This is a genomic window from Comamonas aquatilis (assembly GCF_965139575.1).
Taxonomy (GTDB): domain Bacteria; phylum Pseudomonadota; class Gammaproteobacteria; order Burkholderiales; family Burkholderiaceae_C; genus Comamonas; species Comamonas aquatilis.
In genome coordinates, this window is record NZ_CBCSIW010000013.1 from 69,646 (window position 1) to 92,452 (window position 22,807).

Here is a 22,807-nt window from a genome sequence, read left to right on the forward strand (position 1 = left end):
ACTGCTGATTAACCGTGGCGCTTGCCAGGGTTCTTCTTGCTGCGAGTGTGCGAACCACGCTCCAGGCTGTTGCGGTTGCCACGGCCGGGAGTAGGCAGAGTCACGCCGTTAGGAGTCTGAGGACGGGGAGTGGCCTTGCGGTCTGCTTCGGTAACGATCTTATTGCCCATGTCTGATTCTCAAGGGTAGGTTGAAAAACTTCAATTAGGCCACAGCCAGAGAATTCGCGCCGAAGAAACTCGGACTTTTGCATGGGGGTTCTTGAAAAAACCCAGAAAACCCATCAAAAACAGAGCTTAAAGCGCTTATCCCCCTTCAAGAAAGCAAGGAAATCACGGTTGATTGGATAAAAATCATGCGCTGGCAGCTATCAGTTTTGACTGTTTGCAGGCTTAAAGCGTCTGCTCCAGCACGCCGGCCGCTTCGACCAGCTTGCGGGTGTAGCTGTTTTGCGGTGCGCTCAGCACCTGTTGCACACTGCCGCTCTCCAGCACCTGCCCATCTTTCATCACCATCACCTCGTGGGCCATGGCGCGGATCACGTCCACATCATGGGTGATCAGCAGATAGGCCAGACTGCGCTCTTTTTGCAGGCGCTGCAGCAAGCTCAGCACCTGCTGCTGAATGGTCACATCCAGCGCACTGGTCGGCTCGTCAAGCACCAGTAGATCGGGCTCCACAATCAGCGCGCGGGCAATGGCCAGGCGCTGCCGCTGCCCGCCCGAAAATTCATGCGGGTAGCGCGCCAGCAGACCGGGAAACTGTGCCTCGGTCAGCCCAACGGCCTCCAGCACGGAGACGACCCGGGTCTGGCGCTGGGCATCGCTGAGTTCGGGCGCATGCACCAACAGCCCTTCGGCCACGATCTGCTCTACCGTCATACGCGGCGACAGCGAGGAAAACGGGTCCTGAAACACCACTTGCACCACGCGCCGCAGTGTCCGGTTATGCGGCAGATTGCGCATGGCCGGCTGCTGCCACTGCTGGCCTGCAATCTGCAGGCTGCCGCCAAAGGGCAGCAGACCCAGAACTGCCTGGGCCAGCGTGGACTTGCCCGAGCCCGACTCCCCCACCACCCCCAGGGTGCGACCGGGCAAGATGCGGACATCGGCAGCTTGGAGCGCCACAAACTCGCCTTGCTTGAACCAGCCTTTGATGCCGGGCAGCGGCGTGGGGTAGCTCACCCGCAGGCCCTGGCCTTGCAACACCGGCTGCGTACCTTCCGCCACTGGACCCTCCAGCACATCACGCCGGGGACGGCTGGCCAGCAACTTGCGGGTATAGGCATGGCGGGGCTGCTGCATGACCTCGGCCACAGGCCCCTGCTCCACCAGCAGACCACGCTCCATCACCGCCACCCGGTCGGCAAAGCGGCGTACCAGGTTCAGGTCGTGGGTGATGATCAGCACAGCCATACCCGTCTGGCGCTGCAGATCGCCCAGCAGATCCAAAATCTGGCCACGCAGCGTGACATCCAGCGCCGTGGTGGGCTCGTCTGCCAGCAAGAGCTTGGGCCGACTGGCCAGGGCCATGGCAATCATGGCGCGCTGACGCTGGCCGCCGCTGAGTTGATGGGCATAGGCGGCGGCGCGGCGCGCCGGCTCGGGAATGCCGGTAGTGGCCAGCAGCTCCACCGCCTGCGTCCAGGCTTGCGCCGGGCTCAGCGCCTGCTTGAGCTGCAGCACTTCGGCAATCTGCGCCCCCACCGTCATCAGCGGGTTGAGCGCCGTCATCGGCTCCTGAAAAATCATGGCGATGTCGCCACCGCGCACGGCACGCATCTGACGCTCCGACAATGCGAGCAGATCGCGCCCGTCAAACAAGGCTTGGCCTTGCAATTGAGCGTCACCCACCAGGCGCAGCAGCGCCAGCGCAGTAATCGTCTTGCCCGAGCCCGACTCCCCCACCAGCGCCAGCTTCTCGCCGGCGGCGATCTCGAAACTCACATCGCGCACCACGGGCTTGCCGGCAAAGGCCAGCTGCAGATTGCGCACGGACAGCAAGGGTTGGCTCTCTGTCATGCTCATGCGCCCTCCTTGGCTGCAGGTGTTTGCGCCGCCTTGCGCGGGTCCAGCGCATCGCGCAGCGCATCACCCATGAAAGTCAGCAGCAGCAAGGTAACGACCAGCACGGCAAAGGTGGTCAGCGAAATCCACCAGGCATCGATATTGTTCTTGCCTTGCGAGAGAAGCTCGCCCAGGCTGGGCGTGCCCGGCGGAACCCCGAGACCCAGAAAGTCCAGCGAGGTCAGCGCCAGAATGGCGGCACTCATGCGAAACGGCAAGAAAGTGACCACGGGCGTCATGCTGTTGGGCAGGATATGGCGCCAGATGATTTGCCCGTTGCCCACGCCCAGGGCCCGGGCGGATTTGACGTAGTCGAATTGGCGATTGCGCAGAAATTCGGCCCGCACATAGTCGGACAGGCCCATCCAGCCAAACAGCGACAGCAGCACCAGCAGCAGGGAAACGCTGGGCGCAAACACGGCGCTGAAGATGATGAGCAGATACAACTCGGGCATGGAGCCCCAGATTTCAATGAAGCGCTGAAAGATCAGGTCCGTCTTGCCACCGAAAAAACCTTGAATGGCGCCGGTGATCACGCCCAGCGCCACGCCAATCACCGTCAGCGCCAGCGCAAACAGCACGCTGACCCGAAAGCCATAGATCAGCTGCGCCAGCAGATCACGCCCCCGGTCGTCGGTTCCCAGCCAGTTGGCGCGGGACGGCGCTGCCGGATTGGGCTGGTCGGCAAAGTAGTTCAGCGTATTGGGCCCGTAGGGGTTGAGCGTGAACAAGGCCCAGTTGCTGCCCGCAGTGAGCTTGTCGCGAATAAAGGGGTCTAGATAGTCGGTAGGCGTGTCAAAGTCGCCGCCAAAGGTTTTTTCGGGATAGTCCTGCCACAGCGGCCAGTACATCTGCCCCTCATAGCGCACGGCCAGCGGCCTGTCGTTGCTGATCAGCTCCGCCCCCAAGCTGAACACCACCATCACGCAAAACAACAGCAGCGAGACAAAACCCAGGCGGTTGCGCTTGAAGCGCTGCCAGGCCCGCCTGCCCGGAGATACCGAAGCCGGCACGGCAGGTGCCACCGGTGGTTCAGACTCTGTTTTGATAGCTGCTTGCGCAGTCTGCACTTGCGTTTGAGCCATTTTTTAATCAAATTTCACGCGCGGATCAACCCAGACGTAGCAAAGGTCGCTGACCAGCTTGGTCACCAAACCGATCAGGGTGAACAGGAACAAGGTGCCCAGCACCACGGGGTAGTCCCGGCGAATCACGCTCTCATAGCTGAGCAGGCCCAGACCGTCGAGGGAAAACAGAGTCTCTATCAGCAGCGAACCGGCAAAGAAGGCGCCAATGAAGGCCGCCGGAAAGCCCGTGACGATGGGAATCAGCGCATTGCGCAGCACATGCTTGTAGAGCACCTGCCGCTCCGACAAGCCCTTGGCCCGGGCCGTCAGCACGTACTGCTTGCGAATTTCTTCCAAAAAGGAGTTCTTGGTCAGAATGGCGGTGACGGCAAAACTACCGGCCACCATGGCAATCACCGGCAGGGTGATGTGCCAGAGGTAGTCGGTGATGCGGGCCACCCAGCCCAGTTCTTCCCAATTCGTTGACGTCAGCCCTCTGAGCGGAAACCACTGCAACTGGCCGCCAAAAATCACCAGCAGCGCCACGCCCAGCACAAAGCCGGGTATGGCATAGCCCACCAGGATCAGCAGCGTGGTCAGCAGATCGAAGCGCGAACCGGCGCGCACGGCCTTGGCAATGCCCAGCGGCACGGCCACCAGATAGCTGAGGAAAAACGTCCACAACCCCAGACTGGCCGAGACGGGCAGCTTTTCCTTGATCAGCTCCCACACTTCCTTGTTCTGAAAAAAGCTGCGCCCCAGATCAAAGCGGGCAAACTGGCCCAGCATCTGAAAGAAACGCTCATGCGCAGGTTTGTCAAAGCCGTACAGAGCCTTGATCTGCTCAATGCGCTTGGGGTCCACCCCCTGCGCACCGCGGTAGGCCATGCCCCCGCCTTCTGCGCCGCGACCGGGACCGGCTTTGGCCTCGGCCAGGTACTGCTCCACCGGGCCGCCCGGCACGAACTGCACCACCACAAACGTCATAAGCAGCACGCCCAGCAAAGTGGGAATCATGAGCAGCAGGCGTTTGAGGATGTAGGCAAACATAGGTTCAGAAAGCAGTCACAGACAAAAAGCCAGCACCATCATGCCAGCGAATACGCCAGCCGGGCACGCTGCAGCAGGCGGCGCTTTTCAAGCACATGCGGCGTCTCTCACTTGGCGGGCGGGCCCGGCGGCTGCCTGGCCCACCAGGTGTAGATGGCCCACAGCTCGCCGGTCGAATACGCCGGGGTCTGCACCGGCCGCGCCAGCCGCCAGTCGTCATACACCATGCGGTGCGTGGTGGAGTACCACTGCGGAATCAGATAGTGGCCGTGAACGATGATGCGCTCCAGCGCATGGCAGGCCGGCAGCAGCTGCTCCTGGGTCTTGGCAGACGCCATGGCGGCAATCATGGCATCCACGGCCGGGCTCTTGAGCCCCACGTAATTGGATGCACCCTCCTGATCCACGGCGGCACTGCCAAACAGGTCGGCATACTCCTGACCCGGGTTGTGGGTGCCGGGCACGTTCAAAGAAATGATGTCGTAGTCGTACTTGTCGGCCCGCTGCTGGTATAGCGCGTAGTCCACCACGCGCAGCTTGAGCGTGATGCCCAGTTTTTCCAGATTGCGCATCCAGGGGCTGAGCACCCGCACGCTGCCTTCGCTGCTATCGAGGTACTCCAGCACCATGGCCTGCCCCTGGGCATTGCGCAGCGTGCCGTCCTTTACGGTCCAGCCCGCTTCGCGCAGCAGTTGCTGGGCACGCCGCAGATTGACGCGCAGACTGGAGTCGCCATCGGTTCGAGGCGGCTCGGCCATGGGGCCCAGGGTGCCTTCTGGCAAGCCGGACTTGAAGGGCTCCAGCAAGGCCAGTTCGGCCGCACTGGGCTCGCCACGGGTTTCGCAATCCGTGTTGCCGAACAGACCGCGCACGCGCCGGTAGGCGCCGTAGAACATCTGGCGGTTCATCCACTCGTAGTCCATGGCCAAGCCCAGGGCCTCTCGCACCCGCTGGTCTTGCAGCATGGGCCGGCGCACATTGAGAAAGTAACTTTGAAAGCCCGAGGGCAGCTGGGTCTCGAACACGCCTTTTTTCAGCTCGCCCGAGTCAAAGCGCTTGCCATAGAGGCGCCGCGCCCAGTCTCCGGCGCTGTTGAAGCGCATCAAATCGAACTCACCGGCCTTGAGCGCCTCCAGTCTGGCCGTGTTGTCCTTGTAGATATTGACCGTGATGCGCTCGAAGTTGGCAGTGCCCACCCGTACCGGCAAGGCATTGCCCCAATACAGGGGATCGCGCACATAGGTGATGTCCTTGCCGAACTTGACCGGGCCTATCTTGTAGGGGCCGCTGCCAATCGGGGTATCCATCACCACTTGATCAAAAGGCTTGGGTTTGCCCTGCTCCATGCCCCATTCACGGCTGAAAACCGGGATCGCCCCCACGATCAGCGGCAGATCGCGGTTGGGCTTTTTGAAGCGAAAACGCACCGTGCGATCGTCCAGCACGTCACAACCGGCCACCTCGATCAGCAGGCTTTGATAGGCGGGAGCCACATATTTGCTGTTGAGCGTTTCAAAGCTGTGCTTGACATCCTGAGCCTGCACGGGCTTTCCGGTATGAAAGCGCGCCTGCTTGCGCAGCTTGAAGGTGGCCGAAAGCCCGTCTGGCGCCACGGACACATCCTCGGCCAGCAAACCATAGCCTGTGGCTTTTTCATCCAGGCTGAGCGTGAGCAAGGTCTCGAACAGCATCTCCGACAGATAGGCCGGGGGCGAGCCCTTCAAGGTGAACGGGTTGTATTTGTCAAAGGTGGAGTAGCGCAGATTGCTGACCAGCCTCAGCTCGCCGCCCTTGGGCGCCTGCGGATTGACATAGGAAAAGTGGCTAAAGCCCTGCGGATACAGCGGTTTGCCCCACAGGGCATAGGCGTGATCGGCTCTGGCAGGAGCACTGAGCGAGGTGCTGGCAAGCAGCAGCGAACAAATCATCCAATGGCGCATGCGACAATTCTGCACCACACAAAGGTTTGCGTGCACTGCAAGCCGCGACGATTGCCAGGGCTGCCACCAATTGCCAGCGCCGGGCGACGCCGAATTCCACTCATCTTTTTTGGAGAACAACAATGGGTTTTCTCGCCGGTAAGAAACTGCTGATCACGGGCGTGCTGTCCAACCGTTCCATTGCCTACGGCATTGCCAAGGCCTGCCACCAGCAAGGCGCCGAGCTGGCTTTCAGCTATGTGGGCGAGCGTTTCAAGGACCGTATCACCGAATTTGCAGCCGACTTCGACTCCAAGCTGGTGTTTGACTGCGACGTGGGCAGCGATGAACAGATCGAGAAGCTGTTTGCTGATCTGGGCCAGACCTGGGGCAAATTCGACGGTTTTGTGCACTCCATCGGCTTTGCTCCCCGCGAAGCGATTGCCGGCAACTTCCTCGACGGTCTGTCGCGCGAATCCTTCAAGATCGCCCACGACATCAGCGCCTACAGCTTCCCCGCCATGGCCAAGGCAGCCATGCCTTACCTGAACGACAAGTCCTCGCTGCTGACTCTGTCCTACCTGGGCGCGCTGCGTTCCATCCCCAACTACAACACCATGGGTCTGGCCAAGGCCTCGCTGGAAGCTTCCGTGCGCTACCTGGCCGAAGCCGTGGGTCGCACGGCCGACGGCCGCGCCATCCGCGCCAACGGCATCTCCGCCGGCCCCATCAAGACCCTGGCTGCCTCGGGCATCAAGGACTTTGGCAAGCTGCTGGGCCGCGTGGCCGATGCATCGCCTCTGCGCCGCAACGTGACGATTGAAGACGTGGGCAATGTCGCAGCCTTCCTGCTGTCCGACCTGGCCTCCGGCGTGACGGCCGAGATCACTTATGTGGACGGCGGCTTCAGCCAGACAGCCGGCCTGTCTGCCGATCAGGTCTAAAAGACTCAGCCATCAAACGGGTCATCGCCCTCTGGCGACCCAGCCCCAAGGCCAAGCGCCACCGGTCCATTCCGGCAGCCCCGGCCCCCACAGCCCCGCAGCTTGCAAAGCCTGCGGGGCTGTTTTTATTTGCACGGCCTCAGGCGTATTTCAGCTCGCCACGAGCCGGCCAGGCATCAAAGACGGCGACACAGGCATTCGCCCCCCTGCTCACGCACATGCCATGGCGACTTGCGTGGTTAATATTAAATGAGAATAATTCTCATTAATGAATGGATTGTTTTCACCACTGCCTATCCATCTGAAAGAAGCTTGAGATGCAAACAGCACCTGCAATTACAGACTCCCTCTCGCCCATGCCTCAGGAATCGGCCAGCCTGCGCGCTTGGGAATATCTGGCGCAACGCGCCAGGCAGTTGGCGATCGCCGACAAGATCGAGTACGCGCTGCTGATTCAATCGCAGGCCTTGCAGCTGATACGTCGCCTGCTGTGCTGCCCCATATTGCAAACCCACCCCGACCGCTGCCTGGATGCCTGGGTGGCCAGCCACCACCATATCGCCCACTTGCTGACTAAGCGCCAGCAGCTGGCACTGGCCGCCAACTATCTGTGCGATGCCCATATGGGCTTGCTCAGCCTGATACAGCCGGACTCTCCTTGCATCGCGGTGCAGCAAGCCCTGTGGCGCCATCTGCGCGACACCCATGTCGCCCTGCTTCACTGGCAGCGCCAGCACGGCCACTCGGCGGAGGTGGATGCGGCATTGCAAGCCTCGGTGCGCGAAAGCGATGCCGCAGTTTGCCGCTGCACGGCCCGCAACAGCCGAGACTGCGATGCACTGCGCAAGGAGTCAAGCAGATCAAACGTCGAATTCACCGATTTCGCACCGATTTCGCTCCACTGACCTGCGCCCCAAAGCGGCCCTGCTTGCCTACCCTGAGATCGCCCGCCCATGAACTCTGCCTCCTCTGCTGAATACTCCTCGGACAACACGGCCCAAGATCCGGCGGTGAACCCCGGCGAGAGCGCCGCCCCTGCAGGCCGCTGTGCTTCAGCCCGCCCTCCCAGCCTGAAGGCCAGCATTCGATTGTGGATAGGCCTAGCCATCATGATGCTGGGCGCATGGGCGCTGTGCCGCCAGTTCTGGGGCTACGCCCAGAATCATCCGGTGCTGCTGCAAGCGCTGGCGGGCGGCTCGGCAGCGGCGCTGGCCACGGCACTGGGCACGGTGCCGGTGATGCTGTCCCAGCGCATGTCGGCCAGAACCCAGGACAGCCTCTTTGGCTTTGGCGCCGGCGTCATGCTGGCCGCCTGTGCTTTCTCCCTGATCCTGCCCGGCCTGGCCTCAGCGCGCGAGCAAGCCTTGTTTGGCGGCAGCGGCTGGGCGGCTGGCGGCGTCATAGGCAGCGCCATCTTGCTGGGCGCAGCAGCCCTGATGCTGATGGACAGGTTGCTGCCGCACGAACACTTCATCAAGGGCCGCGAAGGCCTGGATGTAGCCATGGCCCACAAGCTGCAACGCACCTGGCTTTTCGTGTTTGCCATCGCTTTGCACAACCTACCCGAAGGCCTGGCCATTGGCGTGGGCTATGCAGGCAACGATGGTCTGCGCGCCAATGCGCTGGCCACTGGCATTGCCATACAGGATGTGCCCGAGGGCCTGGTCGTGGCCGTGGCCTTGCTGGCTGCGGGCTACAGTCGCCGGTTTGCCGTGCTCCTTGGCATGGCCAGTGGTTTGATCGAGCCCATTGGCGCCGTGCTGGGCGCCAGCATTGTCAGCGGCTCGGCCCACTTGCTGCCCTGGGGCCTGGGCTTTGCGGCCGGTGCCATGCTGTTCGTCATCAGCCATGAAATCATTCCCGAGTCGCATCGCCAGGGCCATGAGACCTGGGCCACCGGCGGCCTGATGCTAGGCTTTGTACTGATGATGGTGCTGGACACCGCCCTGGGCTGAAGCCCAAGACCGCCATCTCCTTACAAGCGACCGGCCGCACAGCCGCTATGGTGCACGGAGAAAAGCCATTCCTAACCAGAGAAAGAGGATGACCATGCCCTACCGTTTCTTGCTTCTAGGTCTTGCCAGCGCCGCACTGGTAGCCTGCGGTACGCCCCAGCCCAAGCCGCCCCAGGCCATTGCCAAGCTGCAGGCCATCTCCGGCAGCAAGGTTCGCGGCGATGTGAAATTCACCCAGAGCGAGCAGAAAGTGATGGTCAGCGCCGTGATCCACGGCCTCAAGCCCAATTCCGAGCACGGCTTTCACATTCACGAAAAAGGCGATTGCGCGGAAAACGGCAATGCCGCCGGCGGCCACTTCAACCCGCTGGGCAACAACCATGGCAAATACGATAGCCCGCAGCACCATATGGGCGATCTGCCCAGCTTGATGGCCGATGCCAACGGAGTGACCACCGTGAACGTGGAGTCGCCAGACATCAGCCTGTTGGAAGGCCAGGGCAATATCATCGGGCGCGCGGTCATCGTCCATGCCCAGGCTGACGACTTCGTGACCCAACCCACGGGCAACTCCGGTGCGCGCATTGGCTGTGCCGTCATCACGCGCAACTGATCGCCACAGATAGGACGGGCGGTCAATCTGCCGCCAAACCACGGCCGCTGCCCAGTGCAGCGGTTTTTTCATATTTTTTGGTCTGAAGCGCTTATCAAGCAAGCGCTGAACGCTATTAAATTCATATCACATCGACAGAACACCAGCCCTTTATTAGCATCAGCGTCTAGCCTTTCCCGGAGCTTGCCATGCATCTCATGCTTCGCTGCTTGCGTCATTGCTTGTGCCTGCTGCTAGCCGCTGCGCTCTGCATCCCGGCGTTTGCGCAAAACACCGCCCCGCCGCTGATGCTGGCCCAGGTTTGGCGCAGCGGCATGCCGCTGCAAGACTACTGGGTCAGTGAAAAGCTCGATGGCGTGCGCGGCTACTGGAACGGTCATCAGCTCATCAGCCGTGGCGGCCGTGTGATTGCGGCACCGCCCTGGTTTACCCAAGATTGGCCCGCCACGCCCCTGGACGGCGAGCTTTGGGCCGGGCACGGCCAGTTCGCCCATGCGCAGGCCACCACGGCACAGGCCACGCCCAATGACGCGGCCTGGCGGCGCATGCAATTCATGGTGTTTGATCTGCCCACCGCCCCAGGCAGCTTCGATGAACGCCTTCCCCTGCTGACCCAGGCGATTGCCGCCATTAAGCAGCCATGGGTACGCAAAGTGGAGCAGCAAAAACTGAGCAGCGAAGCACAGCTGCAGGCCCTGCTTCGCAAAACCGTCAAGGCCGGCGGCGAAGGGCTGATGTTGCACAAGGGCAGCGCGGCCTATCGCAGCGGGCGCAGCGACGACCTGCTCAAGCTCAAGCCTTATGAAGACGCCGAAGCCCGCGTGATTGGCTACAAAAGCGGGCGCGGCCAATGGCAGGGCATGACGGGTGCGCTGGTGGTGCAAACCGCTGACGGCAGGCAGTTTGCCCTGGGTTCCGGTCTTGATGCGGCGCAGCGCCAGCAGCCGCCAGCCCTGGGCAGCTGGGTCACCTACCGCTACCAGGGTCTGCACGAAAAAACCGGCCTGCCGCGCTTTGCCCGCTTCATACGGGTGCGCGATGAACTCGATTTTCAGCCCCCGCAATAAGACCGGGCACAAGCCTTGCTGCGCCAAAGAGATTCTCGAATTTCATAGCAATCTGCGCTTTCTCTTAAAGCGCTTCAGGCAGTTTTCATTCAAATCACCGATTTTTGAATACCGTACTCGCGACTTAAGACGAGGGCAGCAGCGCACCCAGCTCCCGCGCCGCCGCCAGCACGTTTTTCACATAGCGCTCGTCATAGCGGTGCACCGGCATGGTCAGCGTCAGCGCGGCCGCCAGATCGCCATCACGGCGAAACACCGGGGCGGAAATCCCGGCAATCTCGCTATGGCGGTCGCCCACCAGGGCCTCGTAGCCGTCGGCGCGCACCCGCGCGTAGTGGGCTCGTTCCTTCTTGAGCCAGTCGCCCAGTTCCGGGTCAAAAGCCACCAGCACCCGACCGCCAGCGCCTTTGCCCAACGGTAACAAATCGCCCGCCCGCGCGTGGTCGCGCACGGGGTGGGGGGAATCAACGCGGTACAGGCACAGCCTCTCCTTGCCTTGGCGCACGTGATAGGCCGCACTCTCGCCCGTGGCCTGCACCAGGGCTTTGAGCACCGGCATGACCACGCTGTCCAGCGAGAAGTTCTGCGCATACACCATGTGCAGCCGCGCCACAGCCGGCCCCACGGCGTAGCGGCCATCGTCCAGCCTGGAGATCCAGCCGCCGTGCTCCAGCGACGCCAGCAGACGCAACACCGTGCTCTTGTACAAGCGCGTGCGTTCGGCCAGCTGGGCCAGACTCAAGCCGTCATCGCCGGCGCCAAAAGCCGCCAGCAAGCTCAAGGCGCGGTCGACCGCCGCCACACCACCCGGCGCGGCATTTTCGTCGGCAAGAGATTCCGTTTGGGATTTACGCGGCATGCAAACTCCGGCCCTGCCGCTTGACAGGAGATCAAGACGCAAGGCAATATTTCAACAGAGAGAACTTAGTTCTATTAGATAGAACTCATTACAACATTACCGCTGCTGCAAAGCAAGCATTGATTTCAGGTCAGGCACCCCATGTCATCTCAACCCCGTTTCGACGTCTTGATCAGCGAAGTCGGCCCGCGCGACGGTCTGCAATCGGTCTCCGCCACCATGAGTACGGCCCATAAATGCGCATGGATAGATGCTCTGGTTGCCGCAGGGCTGCAGGAGATCGAAGTCGGCTCCTTTGTCTCGCCCAAGCTCTTGCCGCAAATGGCCGATGCCGCAGAGGTCGTCGCCCATGCCATCGGGCACAGCGGCGTTACCATCATGGCGCTGGTGCCCAACCTCAAAGGGGCCGAAGCAGCCATGCGCGCCGGCGCGCACAAGATCACCCTGCCCGTATCGGCCAGCCCGGCCCACTCCATGGCCAATGTGCGCAAGACGCCGCAGCAGATGGTCGAAGAAGTGCGCTCCATTGCGGCGCTGCGCGATGCAATCGCACCGCAGGTAAATATCGAAGCCGGCATCTCCACCGCCTTTGGTTGCACGCTGCAAGGCCTGGTACCCGAGGACGACGTGATTGCGCTGGCCGTTGCCTGCGTCGCAGCGGGCGCCAATGAATCTGGCCTGTCGGACACCACAGGCATGGCCAACCCGGCCCATGTCAAGCGCTTGTTCACCCGCTTGCGCAGCGAGCTGGGCGACAAGGCCGGCGCCGCGCACATGCACAACACGCGCGGTCTGGGTCTGGCCAATTGCCTGGCCGCTTACGAAGCGGGCGTGCGCACCTTCGATTCGTCGCAGGCTGGTTTGGGCGGCTGCCCCTATGCGCCCGGCGCTTCGGGCAATGTGGTGACCGAGGATCTGGTCTTCATGTTTGAAGCCATGGGTCTGCGCACCGGCATTGATATTGAGCGATTGCTTGCTGCACGAAATGCGCTGGCCGCTGGCCTGCCGGGCGAAGCTCTCTACGGCATGCTGCCACCTGCAGGCCTACCCAAAGGGTTTGTGCCGCATCCGTATTTCACGCACTGACCCGAAAACAACAAACGAGATTCACATGCACTCTTCCAAGCAATCCCCCAGCTCTGCCACAACCCTGCCCTATTCAGGCATTCGCGTGGTCGAATTCACCCATATGGTCATGGGACCCAGCTGCGGCCTGATGCTGGCCGACCTGGGAGCCGAAGTCATCAAGGTCGAGCCCGTCGGCCACGGCCGCTCGGGCGATGCCACACGCAAGCTGCTGGGCTCGGGCTCGGGCTTCTTCCCACTGTTCAATCGCAACAAGAAAAGCCTGACCCTGGATTTGCAGACCCCCGAAGGCAAGGAAGCCGCCCTCAAGCTGATTGCCACGGCCGATGTAGTCACCGAAAACTTCAAGCCCGGCACCATGAAAAAGCTGGGCCTGGACTATGAAAGCCTCAAGCAGCAGTTCCCTCGCCTGATCTACGTGAGCCACAAGGGCTTTCTGCCAGGCCCTTACGAGCACCGCACGGCACTCGATGAAGTGGTGCAGATGATGGGCGGCCTGGCCTATATGACGGGACGCCCCGGCGATCCGCTGCGCGCGGGCACCAGCGTCAACGACATCATGGGCGGCATGTTCGGCGCCATGGGTGCCATGGCGGCGCTGGCCCAGCGCGAGAAAACCGGCCTGGGCCAGGAAGTGCAAAGCGCCTTGTTCGAGAACAATGTGTTCCTGATTGCCCAGCACATGATGCAGTACGCCGTCACCGGCAAGCCCGCCGCCCCCATGCCGGCGCGCATCTCGGCCTGGGCTATCTACGACGTGTTCGAAGTCAAGGACGGCGAGCAGATCTTTCTGGCCGTGGTCAGCGACGGTGCCTGGCGCGAATTCTGCAATGCCTTTGACCTGGGCGAGCTGCACAGCGACCCGCGCCTGAACAGCAACAACGACCGCGTCCAGGCCCGCGACTGGCTGATGCCGCTGCTGCGCGAAAAAATGGCGGCCTACAGCGCCGCACATATCGCCCAGGTATTCGAGGAAAAAGGCCTGCCGTTTGCGCCCATTGTGCGGCCCCATGATCTGCTGGACGACCCGCATCTGAATGCCACGGGTGCACTGGCACCCATCACCTTGCCCGATGGCCGCGACAGTAAAACCGTGTTGCTGCCGCTGACCCTGGACGGCAAGCACCTGGAAGTGCGCCTGTCGCCACCCAAGCTGGGCGAGCACAGCCTGGAGATTCTGACTGCCCTGGGCTATAGCCAGGAACAGGCGCAGGAACTGGCACAAGGCCAGGCCGCCTGAGCAAACCCCGTCAGTGAAAAGCGGGTGATGCCACCACAGCTGAAGCACCCGCGTCACTGAAAACCGCGCGAGCCCATCGCGCTCCCCCAACCCAACCCTTGAACAGGACGCTTGCCGTGCCTGAAGGGATGGCTATTACCCAAAATTTCTAGATCTCAGGAGACAAGACCATGAAGCGCAACGCCTCTTCTCACCTCATAACACCTGGCATCAGCCGCCGAAAAGCACTGGTTGCAGCCACCTTGATGGCTATTGCCGCCGGTTCTGCACTGGCCCAGAGTGCTCCATGGCCCGTCAAGACGATCCGCATGGTCGTGCCCTACACCCCGGGCGGCGGCACCGATGCGGTGGCCCGCCTGATCAGCGAGCGCGTAGGCACAGCCAACCACTGGACGCTGGTGGTGGACAACAAGCCCGGTGCCGGCGGCAATATTGGCCTGGACGCGGTGGCCAAGGCAGCACCCGACGGCCATACCTTCGGCATGGGCCAGACGGCCAATCTGGCCATCAACCCCGCCCTGCTGCCCAGCATGCCCTTCAATCCCAAGACGGATCTGCTGCCCGTAGCCCTGGTGGCGGCACAGCCCGTGGTGCTGGTGGTGCCCACCGATTCGCCATGGAAATCCATACAAGATCTGATCAAGGCCGCCAAGGCGGACCCCGGCAACATCAAACAAGGTCTGGCTTCCACCGGCACCGTGGGCCATCTGGCGGGCGAAATGCTGTCCTTCAAGGCCGGCATCAAGGTGCTCAATATTCCCTACAAGGGCGCAGCGCCGGCCGTGACGGACTTGCTGGGAAAGCAGACGCATTACATGTTCGGCACGCCGCAGGCGGTCTACCCTTTGCTCAAGGGCAAGCGCCTGCACGCGCTGGCCGTCAGCTCGGCCAAGCGTCTGTCCATACTGCCTGAGGTACCCACCGTAGCCGAATCCGGCTTTCCCGGCTTTGAAGCCGTGGACTGGAAGCTGATCGTCGCTCCCAAGGGTACGAATGCCGAGATTGCCAAAAAGCTCAATGCGGCCGTCAACAAGGCCTTGCAGGATCCTGCCGTGCTCAAGCAACTGCAGGAAGAAGGCAGCACGCCCATGGGCGGCAGCATGCAGGATGCGCTGAACTATCTGCAAAAAGAACAAAGCAGCTGGGCCACGCTGATTCGCGACGCCAGGATTCAGCTGGAGTAATGCTCTGGCCTGACTCATCAATCCATAGCTAGCAGCGTCAAACAGCAATGGATTTCAAGCATCAAAGACCTTGAAATCCATTATTTACATGCGCCAGCTGCTGGCTTTTACAGAAAACCTCAATCAATTTTTTGACTTCACGCCTTGGTTTTTGTCTTGCTTTGCACGCATGACATTGCCGCCTGCCAGAACCCCACAGTCAAGCCGGCACCGGTCGCATTGGCCAAGGCATCAATCCATTCAGCGCTACGCGTGGCCGTAAACGCCCATTGCAAGCCTTCGATCAAGGCGCCAAAGCAGGCACAAAAAACCATGATCTTGAGCGCATCTCGCCCGCAGCCGAACTTATGCATAGCGCGCAAGCGCAGAAACTGACTCCACCACAGCAGCGTTGCCAACACCGCATGCAGGCCACCATGCACCAGCTTGTCGGTATAGGCAAAGTCCGCCAGAAAAGGCAACAGGCGCAGCACCAGTCCGCCACTGGTCCCTGACTCATTGAGACAGCCCCAGAGCATGAAGACCATCCACAAAAGGCTGGCAACGGCCATGAATTGCCATGCTCTCGAGCCGCTGGCATTTGAATGTTCGCAGTGCGTCATGACAGGGTATGAAAGCGCCGCCCACACAGAGCAGCCAGATGTGAAAAAGCCCGAAGCTTTAAGACTTCGGGCTGAGTGCGCATGGCGAATTATCACAGGGACTGGCCCTGCTTCTTACTCTGCCTTAACGCTCTTTTTACTGACCTTTTTTGCAGCAGCGGCTGGCTTGGCTGCAGGGCTCTTGGCCACAGCCTTGGTCGCCGATGCAGCCGGCTTCTTGGCAGCGGGCTTGGCGGCCGCAGTCTTGGCAACAGAAGCCTTAACCGCGGAGGCCTTGTCAGCCGACACTTTGGCAGACACAGTTTTGGCAACAGGCTTTACCGCCACTTTCTTGGCGGCAGGCTTTTTCGCAGCCGGCAGCTTCTTCTGAGCCACAGGCTTGCTTTCGGCCACGCAGTCGGCGTAGTAGCGGATTTCTCCGTGCTGGTCTTCCAGCTCCACCAGGCCGTGGATATCGGTCTCAAAGCCTGGAGCCAGCTTGGCAAATTCGCGCGCGAACAGCAGGTAATCCACGATCTTCTTGTTGAAGACTTCGCCGGGGATCAGCAATGGAATGCCGGGTGGGTAAGGCGTGACCAGACCCACGGTGGTGCGACCGACCAAGTTGTCGATCTCCACGCGCTCGGTCTTGCGCTGGGCAATATGGGCGTAGGCATCCGAGGGCTTCATGGCGGGATTGAGATCCGACAAATACATCTCGGTCGTCAGGCGCGCAATGTCGTACTTGGCATACAACTCGTGCACGTGCTGGCAAAGGTCCTTCAAACCCATGCGCTCGTAGCGACGGTGCTGCTGAATGAACTCGGGCAGGATGCGGGCCAACGGCTGATTGCGGTCGTAGTCGTCCTTGAACTGCTGCAGCGCCGTCAGCATGGTGTTCCAGCGGCCCTTGGTGATGCCGATGGTGAACATGATGAAGAACGAGTACAGACCCGTCTTTTCAACCACCACGCCGTGCTCGGCCAGGTATTTGGTGACGATGGAGGCGGGAATGCCGGTGTCGTCAAAGTCGCCATCCAGATCCAGACCGGGCGTGACGATGGTGGACTTGATGGGGTCCAGCATGTTGAAGCCGTCGGCCAGATCGCCAAAGCCGTGCCAGTTGTCGAACTCCTTGCCGCTCTTCTTGGCACGGGTCTTGGTCGATTCATCCGTACCCCGGATGATCCAGTCCTGAGCCCGGCCCACGCCTTCTTCGGCCAGCGCTTCGGGGCCCCAGACTTCGAACCACCAGTCGTCGTCGCCAAATTCTTCCTCCACCTTGCGCATGGCACGGCGGAAATCCAACGCTTCCAGAATCGACTCTTCCACCAGCGCCGTGCCGCCGGGCGGCTCCATCATGGCTGCCGCCACGTCGCAGCTGGCAATGATGCTGTACTGCGGGCTGGTCGAGGTGTGCATCAGATACGCCTCGTTGAACAGCGGGTGGTCCAGCTTTTCGGTCTGCGAATCCTGCACCAGCACATGCGAAGCCTGGCTGATACCGGCCAGCAGCTTGTGGATGGACTGGGTGGCATACACCACCGAGTGCACGGGACGCTTACGCTTCTTGCCCATGGCGTGATAGCTGCCATAGAAGGGGTGGAAAGCTGCATGGGGCAACCAGGCCTCATCGAAATGCAGATTGGCCACATAGCCGTCAAGCATGCCCTTGATGGTTTCGGTGTTGTAGAGCACGCCGTCGTAGGTGGACTGCGTCAGCGTCAGCACGCGCGGCTTGACGGTCTTGGCATCCACGCCCTTGAGCAGCGGGTTGGCCGCGATCTTTGCCTGGATGGACTCGATCGAAAACTCGCTCTGTGGAATCGGGCCGATGATGCCGAAGTGGTTGCGCGTAGGCTTCAAAAACACCGGAATCGCACCCGTCATGATGATGGAGTGCAGGATGGATTTGTGGCAGTTGCGGTCCACCACCACCACGTCGCCCGGGGCCACGGTGTGGTGCCAGACGATCTTGTTGGAGGTCGATGTGCCGTTGGTCACGAAGTAGCAGTGATCGGCATTGAAGATGCGGGCGGCATTGCGCTCGGACTCGCCAATCGCACCGTTGTGGTCCAGCAGCTGACCCAGCTCTTCCACGGCATTGCAGACGTCGGCGCGCAGCATGTTCTCACCGTAGAACTGGTGGTACATCTGGCCCACAGGGCTCTTCAGGAAGGCCACGCCGCCTGAGTGACCGGGGCAGTGCCAGCTGTAGGAGCCGTCTTCGGCGTAATCGAGCAGCGCCTTGAAAAACGGCGGCTGCACGCCTTCCAGATAACCCTTGGCTTCGCGGATGATGTGCTTGGCCACAAATTCGGGAGTGTCCTCGAACATGTGGATGAAGCCATGCAGCTCGCGCAGGATGTCGTTGGGCAAGTGACGGCTGGTCTTGGTCTCGCCGTAGATATAGATGGGCACATCCTCATTCTTGCGACGCACTTCACCGATGAAGCTGCGCAGGCTGTGAATGATGGGGTCCTTGTCGCCACCCAGAGTGAACTCCTCGTCGTCAATCGACAGGATGAAAGCACTGGCGCGGCTTTGTTGCTGGGCAAATTGAGAAAGATCGCCGTAACTGGTCACACCCAGTACTTCAAAGCCTTCTTCTTCAATGGCTTGAGCGAGGGCGCGAATACCTAGACCCGAGGTGTTCTCGGAACGATAGTCCTCGTCGATGATGACGATGGGAAAGCGAAATTTCATGGACAGCCTCCGTACCAACCGGGCCTAAAAAACGAAACAGCCGCGAAGTGTAAGGAATATCCTTATTGCGGCTTTGAAAGCGGGTGTTTTTAACCCAGAATGTGGTGCACTAAACACACGAAAAGCAAGGGAGTCAAGGTATGGAATATTCCACCTTCTGGTGGTTGCTCGCAGGATTGCTGGTGATTGCAGAGTTGCTGACCGGCACGTTCTATCTTCTCATGCTCGCCCTGGGTGCCGTGCTGGGAGCCTTGACCGCCTATGCAGGCCAGACCCTGACCACCCAGATCGTGGTGGCTGCCGTACTGGGCGCAGCCGCCGTCTTTGCCTGCCACCTGCTGCGCAAGCGCAGCCCCAGCCGCCAACCGGCCTCCAGCAATCGCGATGTCAACATGGACGTGGGCGAAACCGTCATGGTGGAGCAATGGAACTCCGACGGCACGGCCCAGGTTCGCCACCGTGGCGCCATCTGGACTGTCATCGGGCGCCCCGGCGGCATGCCCACGCCGGGCCCGCATCGCGTTGCCGAAGTCATTGGCAACCGCCTGCTGGTGGACAAAGTCTGACGATTCGCTCGCTCTTTCGCCCTCTCATGTGCAACCATGCTGCACCAAGGCATGCAAGCACCCGCCTGGCAACACTTGCCTGTTTGTACGACCCTAGCCAATGCCCTCGCGGGCAGGAGACACCATGGAATTTGCCATCCCCATTGCTATCGCCATCATTGCCATCATCTTTATCTCGCGCTCCGTCAAGGTCGTGCCCCAGCAGCACGCCTGGGTCAAGGAGCGCTTGGGCAAGTACGCAGGCACACTCACACCCGGCTTGAATTTTCTCGTGCCCTTTGTGGACCGTGTGGCCTACAAGCACAGCCTCAAGGAAATTCCACTGGATGTGCCCAGCCAGGTCTGCATCACACGCGACAACACCCAGCTGCAGGTGGACGGCATTCTGTACTTTCAGGTGACCGACCCCATGCGCGCCAGCTACGGCTCATCCAACTACATCATGGCCGTGACGCAACTGGCGCAGACTTCGCTGCGCAGCGTGATCGGCAAGCTGGAGCTGGACAAGACCTTTGAAGAGCGCGACATGATCAACGCCCAGGTGGTTTCCGCCATCGACGAAGCGGCGCTGAACTGGGGCGTGAAAGTGCTGCGCTACGAGATCAAGGATTTGACGCCCCCGGCAGAAATCCTGCGCTCCATGCAGGCCCAGATCACCGCCGAGCGTGAGAAACGTGCACTGATTGCCGCCTCCGAAGGCCGCCGCCAGGAGCAGATCAATATCGCCACCGGCGAGCGCGAGGCTTTCATCGCCCGTTCCGAAGGTGAAAAGCAGGCCGTGATCAACAAAGCCATGGGTGAGGCCGAATCCATCAAGGCCGTGGCCGAAGCCACGGCCACCGCCATTGAGCGTGTCGCCACGGCCATCCGCCAGCCCGGCGGCGAGCAGGCCGTACAGCTCAAGGTGGCAGAAAGCGCCGTGCATGCCTATAGCAAGGTGGCAGCAGACTCCAACACCACCCTGGTGGTGCCGGCCAATATGACCGAAGTCTCGGGCCTGATCACCTCTGCCATGAAGATGATGCAGGTCGGCAAGAGCGCCTGATGAAGCCACCACAAGCAAGATGCTGCAAAGAACTTGTAGCACTTTGCTTTTGAGGCTCAAATTTCTGGTTAGAATAGCGGCTTCATCACACGGAGCGGTGGATGAGTGGTTTAAGTCGCACGCCTGGAAAGCGTGTGTGGGTTAATAGCCCACCGCGGGTTCGAATCCCGCCTGCTCCGCCAGGTTTGGAGACCAAGCTGAAAAGCTTGGTTTTTTGTTTCCCCTCCAAAGGAAGCAAGCGTTAGTTGTTGATGTGGAGCGGTGGATGAGTGGTTTAAGTCGCACGCCTGGAAAGCGTGTGTGGGTTAATAGCCCACCGCGGGTTCGAATCCCGCCTGCTCCGCCACAGATAAAAAGGTCTTGAGAAATCAAGACCTTTTTTGTTTTGTGCCGTCAATTTCAGCCCCTGACTTCACAGTTACGGACGACTCAAACAGCTTTGATACAGTTTTAGCGGGTATTGGGCTTTAAGCTTTCAACTTCCTGAATTCCCTCCCGCAGAACAATGAAGATATCGAATTTTCTGGCACTGTGTCTGCCATTGACCTTCGCGCTCGCTCCTCTGTCGGCCCTGGCGGACCGCGACGATGACGACCGTCACCATCATCACCGTCATCACCACCACCGCAAGCACAGCTACAAGCAGGAGTTCTGGGACGGTCACTGCAAAGTGGAGCGCAAATGGAAAAACGGCAGCTACAAGGAAAAGCGCAAGTGCCGGGAGCAGCCCATGGGCTACTACGCGCCGCCCCAGCCAGTCTATATCGCGCCTCAGCCACAAGGCCTGATCATCAACTCGCAAATCCATATCCGCCCCTGATCGAAGCAACATTGCATGCAGCGGCCGAGCCTGCGGGACAGCTTGGCCTGGTTTTTTGACATCAAGCTTCAGAAGCTGTGATTGAATGGGCGCTTTGTTTTTCGCAGAGCTTCCAAAAACGATGTCGCGCCCCCGTTTTCTCCCAGACAACTTCACCCTGACCCTGATGGCAACCGTTGCGTTGGCCAGCCTGCTGCCGGCCACCGGCCACTTTGCCGCGTATATGGAATACGCCACCACAGCCATTGTCAGCGTGCTTTTCTTTCTGCACGGCGCCAAGCTGTCTCGTCAGGCTATCTGGGCGGGCATAGGCCACTGGAAACTGCATCTGTGGATTTTCCTGGCCACTTTTGTGATGTTTCCGCTGCTGGGCCTTGGGCTGCGCCCCGTGCTTGAGCCTCTGGTAACGCCCGAGATGTATATCGGCGTGCTCTTTCTCTGCGCCCTGCCGGCCACCGTGCAGTCGGCAATCGCCTTCACCTCGATTGCGCGCGGCAATGTACCTGCCGCCGTATGCAGCGCCTCGGCATCCACTTTTCTGGGCATTGTCTTCACGCCCATTTTGGTGAGCCTGCTGCTGCACAAGAATGCCGAAAGCGGCGGCGCCTTGCAGGCCATTGGCAAGATTTCTCTGCAACTGCTGCTGCCCTTCATCGTCGGCCACCTGCTGCGCCCGGTGATCGGCGGTTTTCTGACGCGCCGCGCATCCATCATCAAACTGGTGGATCAAGGCTCCATCTTGTTCGTGGTGTATTCAGCTTTCAGCGCTGCCGTCATCAGCGGCCTGTGGAAGCAAACCCCCCTGCCCGCGCTGTTCGGTCTGATTGCCCTTTGCTGCATCTTGTTGGCCGTGGTGCTGGCAATCACCACGTTTGGAGCCAGACGCCTGGGCTTTAGCAAGGAAGACGAAATCACCCTGGTCTTTTGCGGCTCCAAGAAAAGCATGGTCAGCGGCATTCCCATGGCCAATGTGCTGTTTGCCAGCAGCGCCGTCGGCGCGGTGGTGCTGCCGCTGATGCTGTTTCATCAGATTCAGCTCATGGTCTGCGCCGTGATGGCTCAGCGTTATGCCAAGCGAGCCCAGAGCATCGCCCAGGAATAAAAAATGGCGCGTAATGCGCCATTTTTGATGGAGAAAAAGCAGCCGCCTTTGAACTGCCAGGCACCGCAGCGCATGGCTATTGCAGTGCCAAACGCATGGTGATGTGGGGAATGCCAGCTTCCTCATAGGGCTCGCCCACGATGGAAAAGCCCGCGCGCAGATAAAAGACTTCGGCGTGGCGCTGAGCGTGCAACACGACCTCCTTATCCCCGCGCTGACGCGATGCCTCAACCAGGCTATCGAGAACCATACGCCCCCAACGGCCACCACGCACGCTGCGATCCACAGCCATGCGGCCGATGCGACCCACGCCCGGCGCATCGCTGACCAGACGCCCCGTAGCCACCGGCTGATTCAAGCCGTTGAACAGGACCACATGGCGTGCCACAGGATCGAGTTCATCGATTTCTATCTCACGCGGCACGCCTTGCTCTTGCACAAACACCGCCAGGCGCAAGCGCTCGGCGTCACGCATCAGATCGTTCCAGCTACCCGATTGCAGTTTCACCACTTCCTGCCCCGCCTCATAGGCGGTCACCACATCGCGCAGCGCTTGCGGCACAGGCTTAGGGGTTTGCGCCCGGGCATCGGCAAAGACATAGACCAGCTCCACTGAATTGAGCAGCTGCATGCCTCTGAAGATACCGGCCTCGAACACCAGCGAGGTATTGCCCTGCTTGACGCAGCGAATACCCACATCCAGCACATCACCCAGAGTCGCCGATCCGTGATAGGTGGTCGTGGCTTTTTTCACAAATAGCTCTCCGCCCAGGGCCGAGAAACCGCTCTCATAAGGAATGGCCAACTGACGCCAGTAGCGGGTGATGGCCACATCGGCGTACATCAGATAGTGAGCGTTGAACACAATCTTCTGCGCATCCACCTCCGCCCAGCGAACCTCGATACGTTGAAAACTCTGGAAATCGTCTCTTTGCAT

Annotated in this window: 21 protein-coding genes and 2 tRNA genes; 14 read left to right on the top strand and 9 right to left on the bottom strand. The window is 60.7% G+C overall.

Annotated features, from left to right (window positions below):
• Nucleotides 1–8: 8 nt before the first annotated feature.
• The 5 genes from ACNAZA_RS15160 to ACNAZA_RS15180 form a co-directional block, all read right to left on the bottom strand.
• Nucleotides 9–170, bottom strand: a complete 162-nt coding sequence (locus tag ACNAZA_RS15160; protein ID WP_162989521.1) for a hypothetical protein — start codon at nucleotides 168–170, stop codon at nucleotides 9–11.
• Nucleotides 171–392: 222 nt separating this feature from the next.
• Nucleotides 393–2,021 (bottom strand): ABC transporter ATP-binding protein, encoded by a 1,629-nt coding sequence (locus ACNAZA_RS15165; protein WP_415797367.1) that lies wholly within the window; start codon nucleotides 2,019–2,021, stop codon nucleotides 393–395.
• Nucleotides 2,022–2,023: 2 nt separating this feature from the next.
• On the bottom strand, nucleotides 2,024–3,151 hold the full coding sequence (locus ACNAZA_RS15170; protein WP_415797368.1) for an ABC transporter permease: 1,128 nt from the start codon (nucleotides 3,149–3,151) through the stop codon (nucleotides 2,024–2,026).
• Between the two features lie 3 nt (nucleotides 3,152–3,154).
• Entirely contained in the window at nucleotides 3,155–4,183 is a 1,029-nt protein-coding gene (locus tag ACNAZA_RS15175) for a microcin C ABC transporter permease YejB (protein ID WP_415797369.1), read from the bottom strand.
• Nucleotides 4,184–4,290: 107 nt separating this feature from the next.
• Nucleotides 4,291–6,123: an extracellular solute-binding protein gene (locus ACNAZA_RS15180; protein WP_415797370.1), complete on the bottom strand. Its 1,833-nt coding sequence runs from the start codon at nucleotides 6,121–6,123 to the stop codon at nucleotides 4,291–4,293.
• A gap of 122 nt (nucleotides 6,124–6,245) precedes the next feature.
• Here ACNAZA_RS15180 and fabI point away from each other — a divergent pair, with 122 nt between their 5' ends.
• The 5 genes from fabI to ACNAZA_RS15205 all read left to right on the top strand — a co-directional run bounded on the left by fabI (nucleotide 6,246) and on the right by ACNAZA_RS15205 (nucleotide 10,681).
• Nucleotides 6,246–7,046, top strand: coding sequence for an enoyl-ACP reductase FabI (fabI, locus tag ACNAZA_RS15185; RefSeq protein ID WP_120967274.1), 801 nt, complete (start codon nucleotides 6,246–6,248; stop codon nucleotides 7,044–7,046).
• Between the two features lie 317 nt (nucleotides 7,047–7,363).
• Nucleotides 7,364–7,951: a hypothetical protein gene (locus ACNAZA_RS15190; RefSeq protein WP_415797371.1), complete on the top strand. Its 588-nt coding sequence runs from the start codon at nucleotides 7,364–7,366 to the stop codon at nucleotides 7,949–7,951.
• Nucleotides 7,952–8,155: 204 nt separating this feature from the next.
• Nucleotides 8,156–9,001: a ZIP family metal transporter gene (locus ACNAZA_RS15195; RefSeq protein ID WP_415797408.1), complete on the top strand. Its 846-nt coding sequence runs from the start codon at nucleotides 8,156–8,158 to the stop codon at nucleotides 8,999–9,001.
• Between the two features lie 94 nt (nucleotides 9,002–9,095).
• The gene (locus tag ACNAZA_RS15200) at nucleotides 9,096–9,614 is read left to right on the top strand and encodes a superoxide dismutase family protein (protein WP_415797372.1); all 519 of its coding nucleotides are present in this window, start codon (nucleotides 9,096–9,098) and stop codon (nucleotides 9,612–9,614) included.
• Between the two features lie 197 nt (nucleotides 9,615–9,811).
• A complete protein-coding gene (locus ACNAZA_RS15205; RefSeq protein WP_462936556.1) occupies nucleotides 9,812–10,681 on the top strand; it encodes a DNA ligase in 870 nt (289 codons plus the stop codon).
• 124 nt (nucleotides 10,682–10,805) lie between these two features.
• Here the strand turns inward: ACNAZA_RS15205 and ACNAZA_RS15210 are convergent, their stop codons facing one another.
• Complete coding sequence (locus tag ACNAZA_RS15210; protein ID WP_415797374.1) at nucleotides 10,806–11,540, bottom strand: IclR family transcriptional regulator; 735 nt, start codon at nucleotides 11,538–11,540, stop codon at nucleotides 10,806–10,808.
• A gap of 141 nt (nucleotides 11,541–11,681) precedes the next feature.
• Between ACNAZA_RS15210 and ACNAZA_RS15215 the strand changes: the two genes are divergently transcribed.
• From ACNAZA_RS15215 to ACNAZA_RS15225, 3 genes are all read left to right on the top strand, one after another.
• On the top strand, nucleotides 11,682–12,626 hold the full coding sequence (locus ACNAZA_RS15215) for a hydroxymethylglutaryl-CoA lyase (protein ID WP_415797375.1): 945 nt from the start codon (nucleotides 11,682–11,684) through the stop codon (nucleotides 12,624–12,626).
• Between the two features lie 25 nt (nucleotides 12,627–12,651).
• A complete protein-coding gene (locus ACNAZA_RS15220) occupies nucleotides 12,652–13,866 on the top strand; it encodes a CaiB/BaiF CoA transferase family protein (protein ID WP_415797376.1) in 1,215 nt (404 codons plus the stop codon).
• A 245-nt stretch (nucleotides 13,867–14,111) separates the two neighbouring features.
• Nucleotides 14,112–15,050 (top strand): Bug family tripartite tricarboxylate transporter substrate binding protein, encoded by a 939-nt coding sequence (locus ACNAZA_RS15225; protein WP_415797409.1) that lies wholly within the window; start codon nucleotides 14,112–14,114, stop codon nucleotides 15,048–15,050.
• 137 nt (nucleotides 15,051–15,187) lie between these two features.
• On the opposite strand, the gene ACNAZA_RS15230 is transcribed toward ACNAZA_RS15225, so the two are convergent.
• A complete protein-coding gene (locus ACNAZA_RS15230) occupies nucleotides 15,188–15,601 on the bottom strand; it encodes a VanZ family protein (RefSeq protein ID WP_415797377.1) in 414 nt (137 codons plus the stop codon).
• A gap of 165 nt (nucleotides 15,602–15,766) precedes the next feature.
• Entirely contained in the window at nucleotides 15,767–18,337 is a 2,571-nt protein-coding gene (locus ACNAZA_RS15235) for an Orn/Lys/Arg family decarboxylase (protein WP_415797378.1), read from the bottom strand.
• Between the two features lie 140 nt (nucleotides 18,338–18,477).
• Here ACNAZA_RS15235 and ACNAZA_RS15240 point away from each other — a divergent pair, with 140 nt between their 5' ends.
• The 6 genes from ACNAZA_RS15240 to ACNAZA_RS15265 all read left to right on the top strand — a co-directional run bounded on the left by ACNAZA_RS15240 (nucleotide 18,478) and on the right by ACNAZA_RS15265 (nucleotide 21,870).
• Nucleotides 18,478–18,903: an NfeD family protein gene (locus tag ACNAZA_RS15240; protein WP_415797379.1), complete on the top strand. Its 426-nt coding sequence runs from the start codon at nucleotides 18,478–18,480 to the stop codon at nucleotides 18,901–18,903.
• A 124-nt stretch (nucleotides 18,904–19,027) separates the two neighbouring features.
• A complete protein-coding gene (locus tag ACNAZA_RS15245) occupies nucleotides 19,028–19,948 on the top strand; it encodes an SPFH domain-containing protein (protein WP_415797380.1) in 921 nt (306 codons plus the stop codon).
• A gap of 91 nt (nucleotides 19,949–20,039) precedes the next feature.
• Nucleotides 20,040–20,130 (top strand) — tRNA-Ser (locus tag ACNAZA_RS15250).
• 73 nt (nucleotides 20,131–20,203) lie between these two features.
• Nucleotides 20,204–20,294, top strand: a tRNA-Ser gene (locus ACNAZA_RS15255).
• Nucleotides 20,295–20,453: 159 nt separating this feature from the next.
• Nucleotides 20,454–20,768 carry a hypothetical protein gene (locus ACNAZA_RS15260; protein ID WP_415797381.1) on the top strand — a complete coding sequence of 105 codons (315 nt, stop codon included), beginning with the start codon at nucleotides 20,454–20,456 and terminating at the stop codon, nucleotides 20,766–20,768.
• 121 nt (nucleotides 20,769–20,889) lie between these two features.
• Complete coding sequence (locus ACNAZA_RS15265; RefSeq protein WP_415797382.1) at nucleotides 20,890–21,870, top strand: bile acid:sodium symporter family protein; 981 nt, start codon at nucleotides 20,890–20,892, stop codon at nucleotides 21,868–21,870.
• A 76-nt stretch (nucleotides 21,871–21,946) separates the two neighbouring features.
• Here ACNAZA_RS15265 and ACNAZA_RS15270 read toward each other — a convergent pair whose 3' ends face one another.
• Nucleotides 21,947–22,807, bottom strand: a complete 861-nt coding sequence (locus tag ACNAZA_RS15270) for a GNAT family N-acetyltransferase (protein ID WP_415797383.1) — start codon at nucleotides 22,805–22,807, stop codon at nucleotides 21,947–21,949.